20 protein-coding genes and 1 tRNA gene are annotated in these 21,192 nt (G+C 57.7%); 7 read left to right on the top strand and 14 right to left on the bottom strand.

Annotated elements, in window-relative coordinates; all coding sequences use genetic code 11:
• Both H3Z84_RS11320 and H3Z84_RS11315 read left to right on the top strand, forming a co-directional pair.
• A complete protein-coding gene (locus tag H3Z84_RS11320; RefSeq protein WP_199457529.1) occupies positions 1 to 624 on the top strand; it encodes a class I SAM-dependent methyltransferase in 624 nt (207 codons plus the stop codon).
• 105 nt (positions 625 to 729) lie between these two features.
• Positions 730 to 816: transfer RNA gene (locus tag H3Z84_RS11315), tRNA-Leu, on the top strand.
• Positions 817 to 835: 19 nt separating this feature from the next.
• Here H3Z84_RS11315 and H3Z84_RS11310 read toward each other — a convergent pair.
• Positions 836 to 2,437, bottom strand: coding sequence for a diguanylate cyclase domain-containing protein (locus H3Z84_RS11310; protein ID WP_199457528.1), 1,602 nt, complete (start codon positions 2,435 to 2,437; stop codon positions 836 to 838).
• A 195-nt stretch (positions 2,438 to 2,632) separates the two neighbouring features.
• Here H3Z84_RS11310 and H3Z84_RS11305 point away from each other — a divergent pair, with 195 nt between their 5' ends.
• Positions 2,633 to 3,424 carry an enoyl-CoA hydratase gene (locus H3Z84_RS11305; protein ID WP_199457527.1) on the top strand — a complete coding sequence of 264 codons (792 nt, stop codon included), beginning with the start codon at positions 2,633 to 2,635 and terminating at the stop codon, positions 3,422 to 3,424.
• A gap of 11 nt (positions 3,425 to 3,435) precedes the next feature.
• Here H3Z84_RS11305 and H3Z84_RS11300 read toward each other — a convergent pair whose 3' ends face one another.
• The 3 genes from H3Z84_RS11300 to H3Z84_RS11290 are packed head-to-tail and all read right to left on the bottom strand — an operon-like array spanning position 3,436 to position 5,632.
• Positions 3,436 to 3,927, bottom strand: a complete 492-nt coding sequence (locus H3Z84_RS11300) for a DUF192 domain-containing protein (RefSeq protein WP_199457592.1) — start codon at positions 3,925 to 3,927, stop codon at positions 3,436 to 3,438.
• A complete protein-coding gene (locus H3Z84_RS11295; RefSeq protein ID WP_022988234.1) occupies positions 3,927 to 4,688 on the bottom strand; it encodes an ABC transporter permease in 762 nt (253 codons plus the stop codon). The genes H3Z84_RS11300 and H3Z84_RS11295 overlap by 1 nt, the downstream gene beginning before the upstream one ends.
• Positions 4,689 to 4,711: 23 nt before the next feature.
• Positions 4,712 to 5,632, bottom strand: a complete 921-nt coding sequence (locus H3Z84_RS11290; RefSeq protein ID WP_199457526.1) for an ABC transporter ATP-binding protein — start codon at positions 5,630 to 5,632, stop codon at positions 4,712 to 4,714.
• Between the two features lie 138 nt (positions 5,633 to 5,770).
• Between H3Z84_RS11290 and H3Z84_RS11285 the strand changes: the two genes are divergently transcribed.
• The gene (locus H3Z84_RS11285; protein ID WP_199457525.1) at positions 5,771 to 6,220 is read left to right on the top strand and encodes a hypothetical protein; all 450 of its coding nucleotides are present in this window, start codon (positions 5,771 to 5,773) and stop codon (positions 6,218 to 6,220) included.
• Positions 6,221 to 6,260: 40 nt separating this feature from the next.
• Entirely contained in the window at positions 6,261 to 6,557 is a 297-nt protein-coding gene (locus H3Z84_RS11280) for a hypothetical protein (RefSeq protein ID WP_058340923.1), read from the top strand.
• Here the strand turns inward: H3Z84_RS11280 and H3Z84_RS11275 are convergent.
• The 4 genes from H3Z84_RS11275 to H3Z84_RS11260 form a co-directional block, all read right to left on the bottom strand.
• Complete coding sequence (locus H3Z84_RS11275; protein ID WP_199457524.1) at positions 6,550 to 7,128, bottom strand: hypothetical protein; 579 nt, start codon at positions 7,126 to 7,128, stop codon at positions 6,550 to 6,552. The genes H3Z84_RS11280 and H3Z84_RS11275 overlap by 8 nt on opposite strands.
• Before the next feature lie 142 nt (positions 7,129 to 7,270).
• On the bottom strand, positions 7,271 to 8,737 hold the full coding sequence (locus H3Z84_RS11270) for a PhnE/PtxC family ABC transporter permease (RefSeq protein ID WP_199457523.1): 1,467 nt from the start codon (positions 8,735 to 8,737) through the stop codon (positions 7,271 to 7,273).
• A gap of 17 nt (positions 8,738 to 8,754) precedes the next feature.
• Positions 8,755 to 9,405, bottom strand: a complete 651-nt coding sequence (locus tag H3Z84_RS11265; RefSeq protein ID WP_199457522.1) for an ATP-binding cassette domain-containing protein — start codon at positions 9,403 to 9,405, stop codon at positions 8,755 to 8,757.
• Complete coding sequence (locus H3Z84_RS11260; RefSeq protein ID WP_094623996.1) at positions 9,405 to 10,283, bottom strand: putative selenate ABC transporter substrate-binding protein; 879 nt, start codon at positions 10,281 to 10,283, stop codon at positions 9,405 to 9,407. Before H3Z84_RS11260 ends, H3Z84_RS11265 begins: the two co-directional genes overlap by 1 nt.
• A gap of 164 nt (positions 10,284 to 10,447) precedes the next feature.
• Between H3Z84_RS11260 and senB the strand changes: the two genes are divergently transcribed.
• Complete coding sequence (gene senB / locus H3Z84_RS11255) at positions 10,448 to 11,419, top strand: selenoneine biosynthesis selenosugar synthase SenB (protein ID WP_199457521.1); 972 nt, start codon at positions 10,448 to 10,450, stop codon at positions 11,417 to 11,419.
• Between the two features lie 8 nt (positions 11,420 to 11,427).
• Here senB and H3Z84_RS11250 read toward each other — a convergent pair whose 3' ends face one another.
• The 5 genes from H3Z84_RS11250 to recQ all read right to left on the bottom strand — a co-directional run bounded on the left by H3Z84_RS11250 (position 11,428) and on the right by recQ (position 17,249).
• Positions 11,428 to 12,042, bottom strand: a complete 615-nt coding sequence (locus tag H3Z84_RS11250) for a helix-hairpin-helix domain-containing protein (protein ID WP_094623994.1) — start codon at positions 12,040 to 12,042, stop codon at positions 11,428 to 11,430.
• Positions 12,043 to 12,088: 46 nt separating this feature from the next.
• Positions 12,089 to 12,487, bottom strand: coding sequence for a hypothetical protein (locus H3Z84_RS11245; protein ID WP_199457520.1), 399 nt, complete (start codon positions 12,485 to 12,487; stop codon positions 12,089 to 12,091).
• 158 nt (positions 12,488 to 12,645) lie between these two features.
• Positions 12,646 to 14,166, bottom strand: a complete 1,521-nt coding sequence (locus tag H3Z84_RS11240; RefSeq protein ID WP_199457519.1) for a carbon-nitrogen hydrolase family protein — start codon at positions 14,164 to 14,166, stop codon at positions 12,646 to 12,648.
• Between the two features lie 84 nt (positions 14,167 to 14,250).
• The gene (locus H3Z84_RS11235; RefSeq protein ID WP_199457518.1) at positions 14,251 to 15,105 is read right to left on the bottom strand and encodes a transporter substrate-binding domain-containing protein; all 855 of its coding nucleotides are present in this window, start codon (positions 15,103 to 15,105) and stop codon (positions 14,251 to 14,253) included.
• Between the two features lie 269 nt (positions 15,106 to 15,374).
• Positions 15,375 to 17,249, bottom strand: a complete 1,875-nt coding sequence (gene recQ, locus H3Z84_RS11230) for a DNA helicase RecQ (protein WP_199457591.1) — start codon at positions 17,247 to 17,249, stop codon at positions 15,375 to 15,377.
• Positions 17,250 to 17,420: 171 nt separating this feature from the next.
• Between recQ and H3Z84_RS11225 the strand changes: the two genes are divergently transcribed.
• The gene (locus H3Z84_RS11225; RefSeq protein ID WP_199457517.1) at positions 17,421 to 18,626 is read left to right on the top strand and encodes a 1-acyl-sn-glycerol-3-phosphate acyltransferase; all 1,206 of its coding nucleotides are present in this window, start codon (positions 17,421 to 17,423) and stop codon (positions 18,624 to 18,626) included.
• A 1-nt stretch (position 18,627) separates the two neighbouring features.
• Here H3Z84_RS11225 and glgP read toward each other — a convergent pair whose 3' ends face one another.
• Positions 18,628 to 21,180, bottom strand: coding sequence for an alpha-glucan family phosphorylase (gene glgP, locus H3Z84_RS11220; protein WP_199457516.1), 2,553 nt, complete (start codon positions 21,178 to 21,180; stop codon positions 18,628 to 18,630).
• Positions 21,181 to 21,192: the final 12 nt, after the last annotated feature.

Below are 21,192 nucleotides of genomic sequence, written 5' to 3'. Positions count from 1 at the left end.
ATGAGCTTCTATGAAGACCGGATTCTTCCCCACATTATCGACAAGGCCTGCTCCATGGGCCAGGTGATGAAACTGCGCAGCCAACTTGTGCCAAGGGCTCGCGGCCGTGTGCTGGAAGTGGGAATGGGCTCGGGTATTAACCTGGAATTCTATAATCAGGACCTCGTAGAGATGGTGTACGGGCTGGAGCCATCGGAAGGCATGCGGCGCAAAGCCTTGCCGAACCTGGGCCGGTCACCGGTGCGGGTAGAGTTGCTGGATCTGCCGGGTGAGAAGATTCCGCTGCAGGACAACTCGGTCGATACCGTTCTGCTTACCTTTACCCTGTGCACCATTCCGGACTGGCACACGGCCTTGCTGCAGATGAAGCGGGTACTCAAGCCCGGTGGCGACCTGCTGTTCCTGGAACACGGAGAAGCCCCACACGACACCACGCGCAAATGGCAGCACCGGATAACACCGGGATGGCGAAAGCTGGCCGGCGGCTGCCACCTGAACCGGCACATCGCGGAATTGATTGAACATGCCGGCTTTGAGATTCAGGAGCTGGAGAATCTGTATATGCCCAATGCACCGAAAATTGCCGGTTATATCTACAAAGGCAGGGCAACCAAGCCCGAATAACCTGAGTCCCTGCCGGAAATTGCTTAATTACTGAGCGATTCTGAAAGCGGAATTGCGTTAGCCATCCGGGCCTTATACAATTCCGGCCTTCAGTTTTCCCCCGATGCTCCGGTGGTGAAATTGGTAGACACAAGAGACTTAAAATCTCTCGACCGCAAGGTCGTGCCGGTTCGATTCCGGCCCGGAGCACCATCCTGATTTCCCCGGCCCTTCAGCCGAAAATGTTTGCCGCATCCTCACCAAAGCAGGCAACCCGGTTCCGGCCTTGATCCTTCGCCTCATACAACGCCAGGTCTGCGCTGCGCATGAGTGTGGAGCCGGAAACATTGTCCACGTTTACACTACTGGCAACACCGACACTCACGGTGACGACATCGCTCACTGGAGAGTCTGCGTGGGGCAGTTTCAGGCCTGCGATGGCTTTACGGAGTTCTTCGGCACAGGTTCTGGCTTGTTCCAACCCTGTTTCGGGCATCAGCACACTGAATTCCTCACCGCCGGTGCGGGCAACCAGAAAGCCATGGGGCTTGACGGTTTGCTCCATGCACTCCGCAACGCTGGCGAGACATCTGTCACCTTCCGGATGGCCATAGCGGTCGTTATAAAGTTTGAAATGGTCAATATCCAGCATCAACACGGAGGTCGGCTTTTCCGGTTCATCCGACAGGCTTTGTTGCAAGCTGGCATCGAACAGTCGGCGATTGGCCAGGCCTGTCAGCGGATCGTGCTGGGACAGGTCCAGCAACATTTTTGACTGTTCCCGTTGCTGGCTGATCAACCTCTGGGCGTGGCGAGCGAGGGTGCCGAACTCGTCTTTCCGCTGCAACAGGCTGCCTGGTACGTCTGCCAGGTTCTCGCGCTGGGCAAGGGAATTCTCGCCCTGTTTCCCGGTAACAAAGCGGGTGAACAGGCCCAGTGGCTTCAGTACCAGGCCATATAGCAGTGCCAGCACCACCCCGATCACAACGGCCAGCAAAACGGCCGTCCAGGCGAGTGAATAGCGAAAATTTCGCGACGCCCTTTTTACGCGGTCTCTCGGAATTTCAGTACTCAACACCAGCTCGGGCCCACGGGAATGGGTTAACAGGGGCTTGGCGGCATGCAGCAGTTCTGGCCCTCGCTCAAGAGCAATTTTCCGTTCCGTATCGGCTGGGGCTGGCCGTGTGGAAATCTGTACCGGTAGCCCGGTCTGCTCCTCGAGCAAATCCGTCAGCCGTTCGTCAATAAGCCGAAGCTTGATAAGCCAGCCCCGGGACGGGCCTGTCCTGTCGGTTTGCAATATTGGTGCTATCGCAGCGAGTGCAGGCCACGGGGAGGCAAAGCTCAGTGACAGCCCCGTTGCTTCTACCTCGCCCAGAAACGGCTGAACCTCAGCGATGAGCGGTGCCGCCCAGCTGCAGTCGCCCGTTGCCGAGGTGCAGGTGCCGTAGGTGTTCGTATCCGGATCAATGCCGGCAATCCACATTGGTTGCTGGTCTTCACTGATGAAGATCATGGCCTGGTCGTGCAGGTCTTCGAACATCTCCCGGCTGAAGTTACTGGTGGCGTAGTCGCTGTTTGCATCCTGGATGAACTGGTAAGTGTCATCCCAGTGCGCCCAGTCCCGGGTTTGGGCGGTCAGCGCATTGTGGTTCTGCGCCAGCGAATTTTCGATGCGCGCGAGTTCCTGGCCAGCTTGCTGGTTCTCGGCTTTCATGAGGACCGGCTGGAATACAACTCTTTCGATCAGAAGCAGGGCGATCATGGCCAGTACAAGAAGGCCCGCCAGAAACAGAACAAACCTGGAGGCCAGTGAGTGGCGGACTTGCTTCATACTGCGTTTACCTGTTCGATGTTTTAAGACGCTTCAGGCTTGCTTGTTTTAAACATTCATCGTACCGGTCGGGGTTGCCTGCGAATACTCGGTAATAGCCGCAAATTGCAACTATTTGTATACGCCCAAAGTCTGTTCGACAGGCTGGCAGCTGTTGGCAATACTGGGACGATAGCCATCAAGGAGTTCTGAATTATGTCCGCCGCGCAAGAACGCCCAGTGCGAGTCCGTACAGAAAATGGTATTACCACGCTGACCCTGAACCAGCCGGAACGCCGGAACAGCCTGTCGATGGCCATGCTGGAAGGGTTGTCTTCAGCCCTTGAGAAAATCGCCCGGGATGACAGCAGCCGGGTAGTGGTGCTGGCTTCCGCCGGCCATGTGTTTTGCGCCGGCCACGACCTGCGGGAGATGCGGGATAAATTCGACAGCCACGAATTTCAGCTGGCTCTGTTCCAGCAGTGCAGCAAGGTGATGCAACAGATTGTGAACCTGCCGAAGCCGGTGATCGCCCGGGTAGCCGGTGTGGCAACGGCTGCAGGGTGTCAGCTGGTGGCCAGCTGTGACCTGGCGGTAGCGGAGCGGGGCAGCCGGTTTGCCACGCCGGGTGTGAACATCGGTCTGTTCTGCTCCACGCCAATGGTGGCGCTGTCGCGCAATGTTTCCCGCAAACATGCTATGGAAATGTTGTTGACCGGCGAAATGATTGATGCGGAAACCGCTGAGCATATCGGGCTGGTGAACCGGGTAGTGGAACCGGAAGCCCTGGATGAGACTGTCTACAACATGGCCGCAACCATTGCCGGTAAATCTGGCCACACCCTGAAGATCGGTAAAGAGGCGTTTTATCGGCAGCTGGAAATGCCCCTGGCCGATGCCTACGATTACACCGCCAGGGTGATGGCCACCAATATGACAGCTGAAGATGCACAGGAAGGTATTTCAGCGTTCCTGGATAAGCGGGATCCGAACTGGCAGCACAAATAGCCGGAGTTGTTTCAGGGCTTGCAGGCACCGTTGGCTGGCCATACCAGCCGGTCACCGGTGCCAATGCCGCGTTCATGGAAGTAGCCGGCATTCATTTCAACCGCGCTCAGGAAGGGCTTGCCGGCCGGATAAGCCGGGCAGTCGCTGCTGCGGGAGGATGCACAAGGGTGCATTTGCCGCAGGCTTACTATCTCGCCCTGTGCACCCAGATAGGCGATGTCGAGTGGGATCAGGGTCTGGTACATCCAGAATCCGTGGTCGGCCGGTCGCAGCTGCTGGTACTCGAACAGCATGCCGGCGTTGTCCTGCAGGTGTTCCCGGCCCATCAGGCCCCGGCGCCGCTGCTCCGGTTCGCTGGCTACCTCAAGCATGACCGGGTAGGAGCGATCAGCGGTTACAAAACAGGTCTCAATCACCGGCAAGGGTTGTTCGTCCCGGGCGTCTGCCGCGCCGCAGGCGGCCAGCGCCACCAGGGCACAGGTTGCCAGCAATACACGAAACATCACGAACGCAGCCGGTATCCGGTTTTGAAGATCCACCAGACGGTGGTCATGCACATGGCCAGGAATACCAGGGTCATGGCAACGCTGATGCCCACGTGCACATCAGATACGCCATAGAAAGCCCAGCGGAAGCCACTGATCAAATACACCACCGGATTGAACAGGCTGATGGTCTGCCAGACCTGGGGCAGCATATCGATGGAGTAGAAGGTGCCGCCAAGGAACACCAGCGGGGTTACGATCATCATGGGCACGATCTGCAACTTCTCGAAACCGTCGGCCCAGATGCCAATGATGAACCCGAACAGGCTGAAGGTCACCGCCGTCAGCACCAGGAAGGCCAGCATCGACACGGGGTGCAGTACCGAGTAATCGACAAACAGCCGTGCGGTCGCCAGGATAATCAGCCCAAGAATAACTGCCTTGGTGGCCGCAGCGCCGACGTAGCCCAGAACGATCTCGGCATAGGACACTGGCGCAGACAGCACTTCATAGATGGTGCCGGAAAACTTTGGCATATAGATGCCGAAAGAGGCGTTGGAGATGCTCTGCATCAGCAGGGACAGCATCAGCAGCCCCGGGATGATGTAGGCGCCGTAGTCGATGCCGTCGATATCGCCCATGCGGGAGCCGATGGCAGAACCGAATACCACGAAGTACAGGCAGGTTGAGATCACCGGCGACAGCACGCTTTGCATGATGGTCCGCTTCATGCGTGCCATTTCGAACTTGTAGATGGCTTTTACACCGTAAAGATTCATTCTGCTCTCTCCGTTCGGGCGGCTTATTCGTGCACCAGGCCCACAAAAATCTCTTCCAGGGAGCTTTCCCGGGTTTGCAGGTCCCGGTACTCGATGCCCAGATCCCCCAGGGTCCGAAGTAAGCGGGCAACGCCGGCTTGCTGTTGCTGGGAGTCAAAGGTGTAGATCAGCTCGTGGCCGTCTTCCGAAAGCTCGATGGGCTCCAGGGTGAGTTCGCCTGGCACCTTGTCGAGCTTGTGCTGCAGCTGCAGGCGCAGTTCTTTTTTGCCCAGCTTGGACATCAGGGTGTCCTTGTCTTCCACCAGGATAATCTGGCCCTGGCGAATCACCCCGATGCGGTCCGCCATTTCCTCGGCTTCTTCAATGTAATGGGTGGTCAGGATAATGGTGGTGCCGTTCTCGCGGAGTTTCCGGACCATCTCCCACATGTCGCGGCGAAGCTCTACATCCACGCCGGCCGTGGGCTCGTCCAGAAACAGGATGCGAGGCTCGTGGGACAGGGCCTTGGCAATCATCACCCGGCGTTTCATGCCGCCAGACAGCGACATGATGCGGTTGTTGCGCTTGTCCCACAGGGAGAGGTCTTTCAGTACCTTCTCTATGTGGGCCGGTTTCGGGGCCTTGCCGAACAGGCCGCGGCTGAACGACACCGCGTCCCATACGGTTTCAAAGGAATCGGTATTCAGCTCCTGGGGCACCAGGCCGATGGCTTCGCGGGCCTTGCGGTAGTTTTTCACGATATCGTGGCCGGCCGCGGTTACTTCACCGTTGCTCTTGTTCACTATCCCGCAGATGATGGAAATCATCGTGGTTTTGCCCGCACCATTGGGGCCAAGCAGGGCGAAGATCTCTCCCGGGTAGATTTCCAGGTTAACGTCTTTCAGGGCCTGAAAGCCGTCTTCGTAGATCTTGTTCAGGTGCTTTACGGAGATGTCCGGTTGCACAGCGGTATCCTGTTTCTTGGGTGATTCAAGCCTGAAAGCCGGGCATTTTCTCATGCTGGCCGCGGTTTAGAAACCTTTGCCATGTCGGCATTTATGCCCATAATGCCCCCTTCAAAAAGGGGATGAGAGGCTGCTGATATGATACGAGCCATCGTAACAGGGGGTTTACTGATCGCTGCTGTAGCGATACTGGCATTGGCTCCCGACTACCTGAACGAAGCCAGCAACGAGGAGCAGAAACCACCGTGCGACCTGCTTGCAGGCCCTTGCAGCTGGCAAACGGATCAAGGCCAGTGGCAGGTCATGCTGACCCCCGGCCCGGAAGGAGACCAGGGCGTGGAGTACCAGCTCCAGGTGACCGTGCCGGAAGCGCCGGATCGCTTTCTGGCGGTACTAAGGGGCGAAAACATGTACATGGGCGAGTACCCGGTGCCGCTGGTACGGGAAGAATCGCTGGAATACCGGGCCAGGTTTACCGCGCCGTTCTGTACCACTGGCAGTGAAATGATCTGGAGAATCGATTTTCAGGATGGCCAGGATTTAATCGAGAATGTGCCGTCAACACTGGTCTTTCGTGCGGAGAAATAGTTAAATTCCTGGAAAATACAACAATCTCCAGGGAAATGTGATGGATTACGGGGAAAGTGTTCAAAAGGTTCTGCTCAGAAAGATTCTCAAGGCAGAACAGGATTTGCTTCAGCTGAAACTCGATTACTGCCGCTTTGTCTTCGGGCTCACCCACCGGGCGCGTGTGAACGCAGGCGGGAAATCATGGCTGGTACGGTCTGTGGATGTCGACTCCATGCAGCACACTGACGACGGCGGATTTACCCGGCCGGTGATCGCCGGAGTGCCTGCAGAGGATGAAACCGGCACCACAGCGATTAACCTTGGTAGTAATTGGGAAGTTGAAGCCGTCAGATAAACGCGTTGCTGGTGGCTGCATCATAAAGGCTGGAGTGAGCCGGCACATACTGATGTTGCTGCCAGTGTTCAGCGCCTTCAAGGCCGGCCCGGTAGCAGGCCAGTAACACGGAACTGGAGGTGAGGGTGCTGATAGCCTGCAATGCTTCCGGTTGGCGAATGCCTGTTTTACGGCTGACAATGCGTGCCACCATGCCTGCCAGGGCATCGGAATGGCGCACCGGTTGGCGGCTCAGTGCACAACCGGCCCCATACAACCAGGCGGCTGCATACAGCCGCACCGCCACTGGCGCCTCGGCCAGCAAAAGCCCCTTATCCCGACAATCCCGCTCCTGGAGCCCCGCCAGAATGTGCAGCTGGGTGCGCAGTTCGGTGCCATGGGCGGAGGCAATTTTCACCTGCTTGCCGGTACGCGCCGTGCGCGTTGCCACCGGGCCGGGTGTTTCCGGCTCTGCTATACCACCTGCCAGTTGAAGTGCTTCTCCCCGGGACAGGGCAGCCATCCGGATTGCCAGAATGCCGACCAGTGCCAGCAAGCCGAGTTCAGTAACAGTGACCAGTCCGTTGACCATGAAGGGTATCTTGCCTCGCATTCCTGAAATTAGAACGATAAGGCATTGTAACGATATGTAACGATCGGCAAGGTAACCGGCTTCCCAATTCTGGCAGTACCGGCATTTCAGGCGCGGGAATTGTGATGCTGGTCTCAGCTGATCAGCAGGTTTGCATGGTCTGCAGGGCCAGTTTCCGGCGAATGTAGCGGCCCAGTGCATCAACGCCGATGTTCAGCAGGGCGGTGATCAGTATCAGCACCATGGCCCGGTCGAAACGGATGTTCTGTATGGCGCTGTCGACATAGAAGCCCAGCGTGTAGATGCCCAGGATGCCCAGGATGGCTGTTTCCCGCATGATGATTTCCCAGCGGTAGAACAGAAAGGCCAGGAAGGACCGGTAAACCCGGGGAACCAGTTCCCAGCTGTACCGGGTGAAGCCGATGGGCGCATCCGGGCGCAACTGAATGGTGTTGGTCTGGCGACCGATCAGGTGGCCGATAATGCCACCGTTGTGCAGGGCCAGTGCCACCACCGCCGGCAGCATGGACGGCCCCCAGAGTTGCAACAGGATGTAAGCCAGGATGTATTCCGGCGTGGAGCGGGCAATCACCAGCAACACATGGCCGGAGGTACGGCGCACCGGGCCACCAAAGTGGTTGGAAATCAGCGGGAATGCCAGCAGGGAAATAATACCCGTAGCCACCAGGGCAATCTGGGTAAGGACAATGGTGTTCCAGATGCCCGGCAGTGCCTCGGTGACCATCACATCTCCGAACCAGGCAGACAGGCCGGCAAGACCCTCGCCATTACGCAGCGGCGCCGGGATGATGTCTTCGGTGAAGAACCGCTCCACGTTGCCCCAGACAATGGGGAACCCGTCTCCCAGAAAGAACGGAGCGGCCAGAATGTAGAACGGCAGCAATTTCGGCCGAACCCACAGGGGCAGGGTGGCAATCAGGATATAGAACAGAATCAGCATGGCGCCGGCATCGGAATACATGCCCTGGGAGAATGACGATTCCAGGTAGAACCCCAGCGTAGGCAAACCCACGAAACCGAGAATAGCCGAGGAGCGCAGGCCGCATTCCAGGCGGTAAGAAGTGTAGGTGCGGATCTGTTCCCAGCAATCCGGAATACGGGCATACAGAAAGGCTGACACCGAACCAGTGCCAGGAGGCAGCAGGCGGCCGGGCTCCGGATCAGACTCTTCAAAGATCTCCGAGTACACCTTGGCAAAGATACCCGAATAGGGGATGGCAATGGCCAGCACGCCGGTCAGTGGGTGGAAACCGAAGAACTGCAGGAAGATCAGCGCCCAGAACAGCTCATGAATCGAGCGGATAAAGGCACAGAAGATTCGAACCGGCAGAAACCGATAACCCAGCGCCAGCAGAAATCCTGCCAGGCTGCCGATGGTTACACCCACGAAGGCGAACGCTACCGTGCGCAGCAGGGCGGTCATCAGGCCTTCGGTGCTGAAAAAGTTGGGGGTAGCTACGCCCAGAAAGAACCGGCCGAGATCCTGCCAGGGGTTGGCGGTGGTGATAGCAATATCGGCCACCAGCAAACCTCCGAGCGCAATGGCAAGGAAGATGAAACTGGCTCTGACGGTGGGGTAGGAAAACATAAACTGGTTCTGGCCCGTTAATACAGCGACATGATGTCGGATGCGACAAGCGAGGAAGCCGCTTCGTCCAGCGCTACCCTGCCGTCCTGAATGCCGATGATCCGGTTACAGTAACGCAGTGCCATGTCCACATCGTGCAAGGCAATAATCGAGGTGGAGAACCGGTTGGTGAGGGTTTTCATGACCAGGTGCGCCATGGGGCCATCCAGTGCCGAAATGGGCTCATCCGCTAACAGCACAGGGGCCTGCCGGTAGATGGCCCGGGCAATGGCCACCCGCTGGCGTTGCCCGCCAGACAGTGCAGCTGCCGGTATCCACTGTTTCTCGGGAATTTCCAGTTCTTTGAGCAAGGCCTTTACGGCGTCTCGGTCGCGACGGAACGGGCGAATCAGGGTCAGGGCGTTATACCAGCCGGGATGTCGGTCCAGTTGTCCCATAAACACGTTATGAAATACCGGCAGCGCGTTCACCAACCCCAGGCCTTGCGGAATCAGGGATGCCTCACTCTCAAGCCGGTCGTAAAGCAAACGGATCAGCGTAGACTTGCCGGCGCCACTTTTGCCGACCAGCGCCACATGCTCGCCTTCATTTACGTGCAGGGAGAGCGGGCCAATCACCCGCTCTCCGTTAAAGCTGGCTGTCAGACCATGAAAATCAAATCCTGGCATCAATCGAGGATTCCGATGTTTTCAGCGGTCTTGCGAATGGGCTCGTAATCATCGTTAGACGCCGGAATAAAGCCGGAACGGGGGAAGCTTTCAAGCAGTGCCGGATCGTCCAGTTCCAGCAGGGCCTTGGTCACCTTGTCTTTGAAACCTTCACCGAACCGCTCGTTCACGTCACCGCGGATGGTCCACTGGTAATCCGGGTACGCCGGGGTTTTCCAGATAACCTGAACGGCATCGGTATCGATGTTTCCATCTGCCAGCTCTTTTTCCCAGACCTGGAAGTTGAGCGCGCCCACTTCATAGGTGCCAGCCTCTACCAGGCGAAGAGTACGGGTATGGTTACCGCTGAAACCAACACGGGAAAATACAGATTCCGGTGCCTCACCAAAGGTGTCGCGCAGGTGGAACTCGGGCATCAGGCGGCCGGAGGTGGAACCCTTGGAACCAAAGGTAAAGGTTTTGCCACGCAGGTTGTCCTCAAGGTCCGCCAGGCTGCCTGCCGGCTCGATTTCGGTGCTGGTGTTGGCGATGAAATAGGTGACAAAGGCTTCGTCTTCCACGCCCTGGGCGATGGCTTCAGAACCCGGCACCAGGCGCCGCGCCTGCACACCGGACAGCCCGCCAAACCAGGCCAGCTGCACCTGGTTGTTGCGGAAGGCGGATACCGCGGCCGCATAGGATTTCACCGGGATATAACGAACGTCTACATCGAGTTGCTCGGAAAGGTAATCGGCCACGCCGCGAAAGCGCTCTACCAGCTTGGTTTCATCCTCATCAGGAATAGCCGTAAACACGAAGGTTTGTGCCTGTACGGCAGTGACGGCAGAAAAAGACAGAAGGCCGGAAACCAGCCATTTCCGTAGATGTTTGATGACCATGTTGATTCATTCCTTTGTGTCGGGGAGTTTGGGTGGCCCGGCGAGCGCCGAAGGCAGCCTCAGGATACCGTGAATTACTGAAAGTCTGAACCGGTATACGCAGGAATCCTTTACCCGGAGCACTGGCCCGTGCAGAATTTCGGTAAATTTATCGGACACCCTTTATGCATATTCTGATCATCACTCCTGCCGGCCCGGACTCCAAGGCCGGCAATCGAGCCACGGCCCTGCGCTGGCAGGTACTGCTGGAGCAATCCGGCCATCAGGTCCAGGTATTGACCGAATATGAAGGAGAAACGGCTGATCTTATGATCGCCCTTCACGCCTGGCGCAGTGCGCATGCGGTAGAGGCATGGAGAGAGCAAAATCCGGACAAGCCGTTAATTGTCGTGCTGACGGGTACCGATATTTATCATCACCAGCATGAATATCCCGGGGTTACCTTGGTTTCGATGGACACGGCGGATTTGCTGATAGGTCTGCACGACCTGGTAGGCCGGGACATTCCGGAATCGTTCCGCGACAAACTGGTTACTCTTCGCCAGTCTGCGGCGCAGCCTGCCGTGCGTGGCGGCTCCCGGCCGGAATCAGGGCAGTTCAATATCTGTGTGATCGGCCACCTGCGTGATGAAAAAGACAGTCTGCGGGCCGCCCTTGCCGCGCGCCACCTGCCGGAAGATTCCAGCATTGTCGTTAATTGTGCCGGCCGCCCGCACACCGAGGAGTGGTGTGAGAAAGTGCTGGCAGAAAGCAAGGATAACCCGCGCTTTCACTGGTTAGGGGAGCTGGATAAACCGGGTCTGGAAAACCTGATGGCCGTGAGCAGTGTGATGGTCATCAGCTCTGTGATGGAAGGTGGCGCGAATGTGGTCTCTGAAGCCTGCAGGGCAGGTTTGCCCATTCTGGCGTCGGATATTCCGGGCAATAAGGGGCTGTTGGGTGAGGATTATCCGGGCTATTTCCCGGTTGGGGATGACAAGGCACTGGCCCAGTTGATGAGCCGGGCAGAGCGGGAACCGGAGTACCTGGCAAAACTGAGAGCGGCTGTGTCGGCGCTCGCTGAAACCTTCACTCCTGAAAAAGAACGCCAGAGCCTGGACGAGGCTCTGGCGCGGGTACTCGACATTCGAGGCTAAGGTACGTTTTACAGTACTTTTTTCGCCTCGGCGGTCAGCTGGCTGTAGCCTTTCATGCTCTTGAAGGCTTCCAGCTTCTGCTTGTCTTCGGCGCTCGGGTTGGCAATCTGCTCGATGGAAGTAATGCCTGCTTCTTTCATCTTCTTCGCAGTCGCCGGTCCGATACCCTTCACGCGGGTAAGATCAGACTTGTCCGCAGGCTTGGCTGCCTTCGGAGTAGCAGCTTTCCTGGCGGCAGGCTTTTTGGCAGGCGCCTTTTTTGCAGCCGGCTTGCTGCCTGTAGCGGATTTGGCCGCAGACTTGGCCTTGCTGGCTGTTTCGTCCGCCGCTTTGCGGGCTTCCTTGGAGGCAATACCCACACGCTCCAGCAGGGTGGCCTGCAATTCGTGGAACTCGTTCATCCGGCGCTCGAACTCTTCGTTAAAACGCTTCATTTCCCGGTCACGCAGCTCGTCCATGTCTTTGAGCAGCTTGCGCACGGGGTCCTGAATCTGGTGCTGCAGGTGGTCGAACTGTTGCAGGGCATCGCTAATCAGCCCCTCGATCTGGGCAGAGGTTTTCTCGAACTCTTTGTTCACCTTCTTGACGATCTTATCTACGCTCGGTTTGGCTTTCTTTGCCATGGGGACGTCTCCTTGCAGACGGATGCTTGGTAAGTACTACGGGGTATCAGGCCAGTTGCCTCATGCTCGCGACGGGGCCCGGGGCACGGCGGGATTTGAGGCTTTGTTTTTTCAGAAGTACTTCGTGAATGCGCCGGAGTTTTTCTGACAGGGGAGATGCGTCTTTGGTGTTAAGGTCAGAAAAATCAATCGAATAGAAGAAATTGCTACAGTGCTTTCTCTTTTCGGTGACCAGGCCGGAGACACCCTCGGCCCGGATTTCCTCAAACGGCATATCCATTACCAGCTCCAGAACCAGAGTATCGCCCGGCTCGAAAACCTTGTCGGTTTTCATTACGCAGCCATAGCTGTCCAGCTCGTACACGCGGGCCTCGACGGTTTCTTTACGAAACAGTCCCTGGCGAACACGGAAGCGGGCAACCAGATCCGGTAGTGGGTCGTTCATTAACCTGTATCTCTGCGTTTTTCAGTACATCAGAATGTGTATATAGATCAAACAATAGACGGCGAAAGCAATTATGGCAATGCTGTCAGCCGTCTACGGTAACCCTTTCAGGGAATGGTTCAAGCCTGGCCGGTGATTCCGGGCCAGATCCGTTACCGTTAACGGGTTTTGATTTCGTACATATCAACACGGCGATCTTTAAGATTAGTGACAGAACCTTCGTTACGTACCAGTTTCAGCTTTTCCAGGTCCATATCCGAGAACATGATCATCTCGGTGTTTGGCGTGGTTTCCGCCATCACGGCATCGTGGGGGAAGGCGAAGTCCGAAGGCGAGAACACGGATGACTGGGCGTACTGAACGTCCAGGTTTTCCACCTTGGGCAAGTTACCCACGCTGCCGGTGATCACCACATAGCATTCGTTTTCAATAGCCCGGGCCTGGGCGCAGTGGCGCACCCGCAGGTAGCCGTTCTTGGTGTCTGTCCAGAAGGGCACACAGATAATATCGACGTTCTGGCTGGCTGCAATACGACCCAATTCCGGGAATTCGATGTCGTAGCAGATCTGGATAGCCACGCGGCCGGCATCTGTTTCGAACACCTCGAAGCTGTTGCCTCCTTCGATCACCCAGTCACGGCGTTCATGGGGTGTGATGTGAATCTTGCGCTGCTCATCAACCCGACCGTCCCGGTGGCAGAGGTATGAGACGTTGTATACCCGGTCGTTCTCGATCAGCGGCATGGAGCCGGTGATGATGTTTATGTTGTAGCTGACCGCCATTTCCGACATTTCGTTACGGAACTGTTCGGTAAAGCCGGCCAGGAAGCGAACGGCGCGGGTCTGGTCCATCTGATCGGTCAGGCCCATCAACGGCGCGTTGAAGAACTCGGGGAACAGGGCGAAATCGCTTTTGTAGTCCGACAGCGCGTCGACGAAGTACTCTACCTGCTTGAGCACTTCCTCAACCGAGGTGAACTCTCGCATCTGCCACTGAACTGCACCCATACGCACCTGGGTTTTCTTCACGTCCAGTACTGAAGAGGGCGGGGTATACAGGATGTTTCGCCACTCGAGGAGCGTGGCATAGCCCATGGATTTCTCGTCTTCCGGCAGGTATTTGTGCATCAGCCGGGTAACCTGGAAGTCATTGGAGAGCTGGAAGCTCAGAATCGGATCGTAGATCTCTTTGCGGTCTACCCGATGGATGTACTCTTCCGGGGTGTACTGCTCGGAATACTTGAAGTAATTGGGAATTCGGCCGCCGGCCAGGATGGCACGCAGGTTCATGGAGCGACACAGTTCCTTTCGGGCTTCATACAAGCGCCGACCCAGACGATATCCGCGATATTCATGGTGGATGAACACATCCAGCCCGTACAGGGAATCACCATTGGGGTTGTGCCAGATCTTTTCGTTGCGAAGGATCAGGTCGTCGTAGGCGTGGGGGTTGCTGAAGCGCTCGTACTTAACGCTTACGGTTAGTGCTACGGCTACCAGGTGGCCATTGTCTTCAATACAGATCTGGCCGTCCGGGAATTGTTCCACCAGCGCCTTGATGGTTTCTTTTGGCCATGCACCGCCGATGTCGTCATAAACATCGTCCATCAGTTCCTGGAGCTGTGGGTAATCCTCGAGGGTGAGGTTGCGCAGGTTCAGGTGCAGTTCTTCGTGGGCCATTCAGAGATTCTCCGTTTTTGACGAGCGGATGCACGGTTCAGGATGCATCAGTTTAACAGAGGTTCCTGAATACTTCGCCCGGGACTATTGGTCCAGGTATTTGATACGCCGGTCCAGCTCTTCCAGCGTTTTCCGGCCAACACCATTGGATTCATCACTGAGGTACGGGTTCTTGAGGGTGATGATGGTGCGATGCTTGAGGTTAAGTTCGTTCATCGCGCGGCCGAAGTATGTGTTCAGATAGTCCGCAAAACTGCCATCATTGATGGCGCGCTCAATGCCAAGCTGGAGCCGGTAGGCGGTGTCGTGATCGTGTTTTGCGGCAAACAGGTATGAAGGTAGCGGGTAAGCAATCAGAAGATCGGGTTCAATCACCAGGGCACTGGCGCGAGGCTGTTCGAGGTCAAAAAGCACTTCACTGATTCCCCTCGCAAAGCAGTCGAAACGTTGGTTCAGCAGCATCCCGAACAGCACTTCGAACCGGGGGTTGGTGATGACTCTCAGCCCGTTGGCCTCGAGAATCGGGGTGTCTGGCCAGTGCGTTCCCTGGCCAATACTGATTTTACGGGCTTTGAGGTCTTCAAGGCTGGAAATATCTTTGAACTTCGGCAGGTTTTCCGGCATTACCAGGCAAACCCGAAAGCCCAGCAAGCCGCCATCTACCGGAACGGGGATCGGGTTCAGGCTGTCTTCCCGTTCAGCCGTGGTGGCAACGTTGGCAATATCAAGGATACGGTTGTTACGTTTGGTCAGTTCCAGCAATGCCCGCCCCTGGCTGACCTCCACACTGCGAAGTAACTCGTAGCTGCCGTACTCGGGGGTTTTATCCAGGGCCAGCAACACCAGGTTGCGAATTGCCGGGCTGTCGTAGTTGCGGTACCAGAGGGTGAGCTCCCGGTGGTTGTCTGTTGTTTCGGCAACTACATGGGTAGCGGGCACCAGGCTTGCGAGCAGGCAGGTCGCGAAAGAAACGACGCGGAAAAGGGGAGTACAACCCAAGTCGGCTTTCCTTCTGGAAGATGCGTGAAATGTCGTTGTATTGTTCTGATTTGCATTGTTGTTGCTTTACGGGCAATTTTGCAACGCAAATTCGCGGTAACTGGAACCAGGACACCAGATTCATGGCTTTGATCGACAGTATAGAGGAGGTTGGGCCGGACCGGGTGCGGAAAAAGGGCTTCAAGGCGGAATAATCCGCCCTCGCTTGATTAGCCAGCGCCCAGTTCGGCGATGGCCTGAAGGAAAGTTTCGCCATACTTCTCCAGCTTGGCGGCACCAACCCCGCTGATTTCGCCCAGCTCTTCGATGCTGCCAGGGCGGCGCTGGAGCATTTCGAACAGGGTGGTGTCGTGGAAGATCACATAGGGCGGCACACCCTGCTTGTCTGCCAGTTCCTTGCGGCAGGCCCGTAACGCGTCCCAGCCAGCGTGGTCGGTGATCTGGTCCCGGACATCCTGCCCGCTGGTGCGACTGCCGGATGACTTGCTGCCGGAGCCCTTCTTCTGTACCGGGTCTTTACGCAGCTGGATAGGCTGTTCACCTTTGAGCAGGGGGCGACAGCGTTCGGTCAGCTGCAGGGCGCCGTAGCCTTCCGGATCTGCGCGGAGATATCCGTTAGCCACCAGTTGCCGGAATACCGACTTCCATTCGGTAGCCGACAGATCCTGCCCGATGCCATAGGTGGAAATGGCCTGGTGGCCGGATTGCAGGATGCGTTCGTTCTCTGAGCCGCGTAGCACATCAATGACATAGTTGACGCCAAAGCGCTGGCCGGTACGGTACACGCAAGAAAGGGCTTTCTGTACAGCAACCGTGCCATCCCAGGTTTCCGGCGGGTTCAGGCAGGTGTCGCAGTTACCGCAGGGCTGCTCTAGGGTGTCACCGAAGTAGCGCAGCAGAACCTGCCGGCGGCATTGAGTGACTTCACACAGGCCCAGCATGGCATCCAGCTTCTGCCGCTCGACACGTTTAAACTGGTCGTTGCCCGGGGACGCTTCCAGCATCTGCCGCAGTTTGATGACATCCTGCAGGCCGTAAACCATCCAGGCCGTCGAGGGTTTGCCGTCACGACCGGCCCGGCCGGTTTCCTGGTAGTAGGCTTCCAGGCTCTTGGGAAGGTCCAGGTGGGCAACAAACCTGACATCCGGTTTGTCGATGCCCATGCCAAAGGCGATGGTCGCCACAATGATTACGCCATCTTCGCGCAGAAAGCGTTCCTGGTTCCTGGCTCGTTCCTCGGCAGTCAGGCCGGCGTGGTAGGGCAGTGCCAGGTAGCCTTTGCTGGCCAGCAGCTTGGCAGTGGCGTCTACCTTGTTCCGGGAAAGACAGTAAACAATGCCGCAGTCACTTTCATGTTCGGCTTTAATAAAGTCCAGTAACTGTTTATTGGCATTGGTTTTCGGGGTGATTCGATACTGGATGTTAGGGCGGTCGAAACCGCTGATGAAGTGCCGGGCCTGGGTCAGCGACAGGCGCTCGGCTATTTCCTTTCGGGTACGCTCATCGGCGGTTGCGGTCAGGGCAATTCGGGGAATGCCGGGAAATTCTTCCGCCAGCATGCTCAGTTGCAGGTAGTCAGACCGGAAATCATGGCCCCACTGGGAGACACAGTGGGCTTCGTCGATGGCAAACAGCGACAGCGACGCGTTGTGCAGCAGTTCAATGGTACGAGGCTGAATCAGCCGTTCCGGTGCGCAATACAGCAGGTCCAGTTCGCCGGTCATCAGGGCATATTCGGTGGCCCGGGCCTGCTCGAAATCCATGGTGGAATTCAGGAACGCCGCTTTAACGCCCAGTTGTTTCAGGGCGGCGACCTGGTCCTGCATCAGGGCGATCAGCGGCGAGATGACCACCGCCGTACCCGGTCGAACCAGCGCCGGCACCTGATAACACAAGGACTTACCGCCGCCGGTGGGCATCAGTACCAGGGCATCACCACCGCCCACCACTTCCTGCACTATATCGCCCTGCAGCGGCCGGAAACTTTCGTAACCGAATACCTCGTGCAGAACCTGCTCCGGGCTTCGGCCGGTGGCAGAAGGGGGTTCGCGGGTCAGTTGGTCAAAATCCTGGTCCGGATACATGCTGGTCTTTGCCTGTGGGCGGGAAATGTTCAGGGCGGGGATGATAACAGATCCGCCGGCGGGATTGGTTAACCCCGCCATTTCGGTGGAGGAAATCAGTGCCAAGACAGGATAGAATACCGCCAATTTCCAACCACTTGATTAACCGCTTCGAACAACAACAGGGCTTGCATGCAGGAATTTGACGCAATCCGTCCCTATTCGGATGAAGAGACAGCGCCGGCCATCAAACGCCTGGTTAATGATCGGGAGTTCCTCGACATGGTGGGCCGCTTCAAGTCCCCCCTGGCGGCGAAGTGGGCGCCGGCGGTCTTGCGGATGTTTGTACGGCGCTGGCTGGTTGGCAACTTCGGCCACTATCACCGGGTGGATGACCTGCAGGCGGAGCTGTCAAAGTACGTAGGCGAACTGGTTGAAAGCACCACCTCCCGGGTAACCCACAGCGGCCTGGGGAACCTGAGCAAGACCAACGCCCATTTGTTTATCTCCAACCACAGGGACATCGTGTTTGACCCAATGGTGGTGAATTACCTGCTGTTCCAGAACGGTTTCCTGACCACCCGCATTGCCATTGGCGACAATCTGCTGCAGAACCGGGTGTTTGCAGAGATGATGCGCCTGAACAAGAGCTTTGTGGTGCGTCGTAACATGACCAGCCCCCGGGAAATGCGCGATGCCTACCTGACGCTGTCCGGGTTTATCAACCACAGCATCGACACCAACCACAGCATCTGGATAGCCCAGCGTGAAGGCCGCGCGAAGGACGGTATAGACGCCACGGACCCTGCCATCATCAAGATGTTCTACATGAGCCGGAAAAAATCCGGGCTGGACTTTGGCGAGGCCATGAACCGGCTGCATATTGTGCCGGTGTCTATTGCCTACGAGTACGACCCCTGCGATGCCGACAAGGCCCGGGAGCTGGAAGTGAAGGCCCGTACCGGCAGCTACCAGAAAACCGAAGGGGAAGATTCCGAGCAGATTGTAAAAGGCCTGACCGGTTACAAGGGGCATGTGCATGTGCACTTCGGTGCGCCTATTGCCGATGCACCGGACAATCCGAAAGCCCTGGCCGCCCGCATCGACCACGAAATGCACGCCAATTACCATCTGCATGCATCCAACCTGGTGGCTTACCAGATGCGGGGCGTTCACCCGGAAGCCCGGGAAACACCGGGCAGTGTCAGTGAAAGCGTGGTGACGGCAGAAACCTGGTCGCCGGCGGACCTGGATGCGGCCCGTGCGGAAATGGAGCGCCGGCTGGAAGCCTGTGATCCGGCTATCCGGCCTTACCTGCTGGATATGTACGCCAATCCCGTGGTCAACGCCCTGGCCGCCAATAACAACGGCGAGGCGCTGACGCCAACCGAAGAATAGCCTAGGCCCAGAGCATGGCGCCCATCTCCAGCGGATGGGTGAGGGCGTCATGGTAGGGATAGGCCCTCAATCGCAGGGTTTGCAGGCCCGGGTAGGGCGCTTTGATGCGCGCGGAGAACAGGGTTTTGCCATCCTGGTCACCTGCCGGCTCCAGGATGAAACTGTCCGGCCCGGGCTCGCCGTGGCTGCCGGTACAGTCCGGTGACACCACACATTCCACCCGGATATCCTCCGGTGCCAGCCCGTTCAGGGCCACTTCTACGCTCAGCTCCACTTCTTCATCCCAGTTGCAGCGGTCTGTGACACAACCGTGCATCTGAATGTTCACCCCGTGCCAGGCCGCCCGTATCCGCGCCTTCCATTGCGCCAGCTCATTGGCCAGTTCGCCTTTGTTTGCTGCCAGGCGGTGGCCCTGGGCGCTGGCCGGCTGGTAATAGTTCCGTACGTAATCCATCACCATGCGCTGGGAATTGAACCGGGGCGTAATGGTTTTCATGGACGCCTTGGAACGGGCCACCCAGTCTTTCGAGTAACCTTGGGCTTCCCGTTTGTAGTACAGCGGGATAATTTCTATTTCCAGTAAGTCGAGCAGGTCCCGGGCTTCTTCACGGTTGCGGAATTCCTGGTCCAGACGGATATCCCGGGGGGCAATGGCCCAGCCGTTGTTACCGTCGTAACCTTCGCCCCACCAGCCATCCAGCACGCTCAGGTTGAGGGCGCCGTTCATGGCGGCTTTCTCGCCGGAGGTGCCGCTGGCCTCTTTCGGATATTCCGGCGTATTCAGCCAGACATCCACGCCGCTTAACAGCCGCCGCGCCATGGCCTGGTCGTAGTCTTCCAGAAGTATAATGTGGCCCATCAGGGACGGCTGCATGGACAGGTCGTGGATGACCTTGATCAGTTGCTGCCCCGGGTTGTCCTTGGGATGGGCCTTGCCGGCGAAGACCAGGACTACGGGGTTGTCAGGGTCTGTCAGTAACCGTTCCAGCCGCGGCAGGTCGGAAAATATCAGGGTGGCCCGCTTGTAGGTGGCAAAGCGCCGGGCAAAGCCGATCACCATGGCGTCTTTTTCGGGGGATACCAGCTTTCGGGTCATGCGCTCGGTGACCGAATGGCCGGTACCGTTGCGCTGATGCTGGCGCCTCAACCGGCGCACGATGAATTCTGCCATCTGTTGTTTCAGGGCTTTATGCACGCTCCAGTAGTGATAATCCGGAATTCTGTCGACAAAATTCCAGAAATCCGGGTTTCTCAGCTCGCTTTTCCAGGTGGGCGCCTGCATATCAAACAGGCTGGCCCATTCCGGCGCCAGGAAGGTAGAAACATGCACGCCGTTGGTGATGTAACCGATGGGGTTTTCTTCCGGAGGAATTTGCGGCCAGATGCTGCCTTCCATTTCTGAGGCGACCCCGCCGTGGATACGGCTGACACCGTTGTGGAACCGCGAGCCCCGCAAGCCCAGGCTGGTCATGTTGAAGGTGCCATCGCCGTTCTTGCTGCCCAGCTCGAAAACCTGGTCAAAATCCAGCCCTGCGGTTTCCGTATACGGGCCCAGGGCATGGGCAACCAAATCCCGGGGAAAAATGTCATGGCCGGCGGGAACCGGCGTATGGGTGGTAAACAGGGTGCAGGCGGCAACGGATTCCAGGGCGGCCTCGAAGCTGAGGCCGTTCTCCATGGCCATCCGGCAGCGCTCCAGAATCTGGAAGGCGGCGTGGCCTTCGTTGATGTGCCAGGCGGTGGGCTTGATGCCCAATGCTGCCAGCGCCCGGGTGCCCCCGATGCCCAGCAGGATTTCCTGGCTGATGCGGGTGTCTGAATCGCCGCCGTACAGTTGCAGGGTCAGTTCCCGGTCCTGCTCGTTGTTCTCTGGTGTATTGGCATCGAGCAGGTACAGGCGGATATGGCCAACCCGCGCCTGCCAGACCCGGGCCCACAGCTCCCGCCCCGGGAAGGGCACGGAAATCTTGAGTTGCTCGCCATCCTGTTCTACCGGGCTGATGGGCAGCTCGTCGCTGTCGTGGCACTGATACCGGGCTACTTGCTGGCCCTGGGCATCAATGGTCTGCATGAAATAGCCCTGCTGGTACAGTAGCCCGACGGCCACAAAGGGCAAGCCGAGATCGCTGGCCGCCTTGCAGTGGTCACCGGCCAGGATGCCCAGGCCACCGGAATAGATCGGAAAGCTTTCGTGAAACCCGAACTCGGCGCAAAAATAGGCCACCAGGCTGGTTTCGGGGTTGAGCAGCTCCACTACTTCTGCACCCGGCCCGGCCTCCACGTAGGCATCGTAACTGGACAGCACCCGACGGTATTCGGCGAGAAAGGCGCGGTCGGCAGCGGCTTCTTCGAGCCGGTGCTGGGATACCCGCCGCAGAAACAGCTTTGGGTTGTGCTCCACTTTCTGCCACAGGCGCAGATCAATACGGGCAAACAGCCCCCTTACGCCGTGGTTCCAGCTGTAAAACAGGTCGTTTGCCAGCTCCCCCAGCCGATGCAGGGCTTCGGGCAGTTGGGGGCGGGCTTCAAGCCGGAATTCCGTCGCCTTGTGCATGTTCAGAACCTC

This window comes from Marinobacter sp. bablab_jr003 (genome assembly GCF_016464245.1).
Lineage (GTDB): Bacteria > Pseudomonadota > Gammaproteobacteria > Pseudomonadales > Oleiphilaceae > Marinobacter > Marinobacter vinifirmus.
This window is presented reverse-complemented; position numbering and strand designations above follow the sequence as displayed.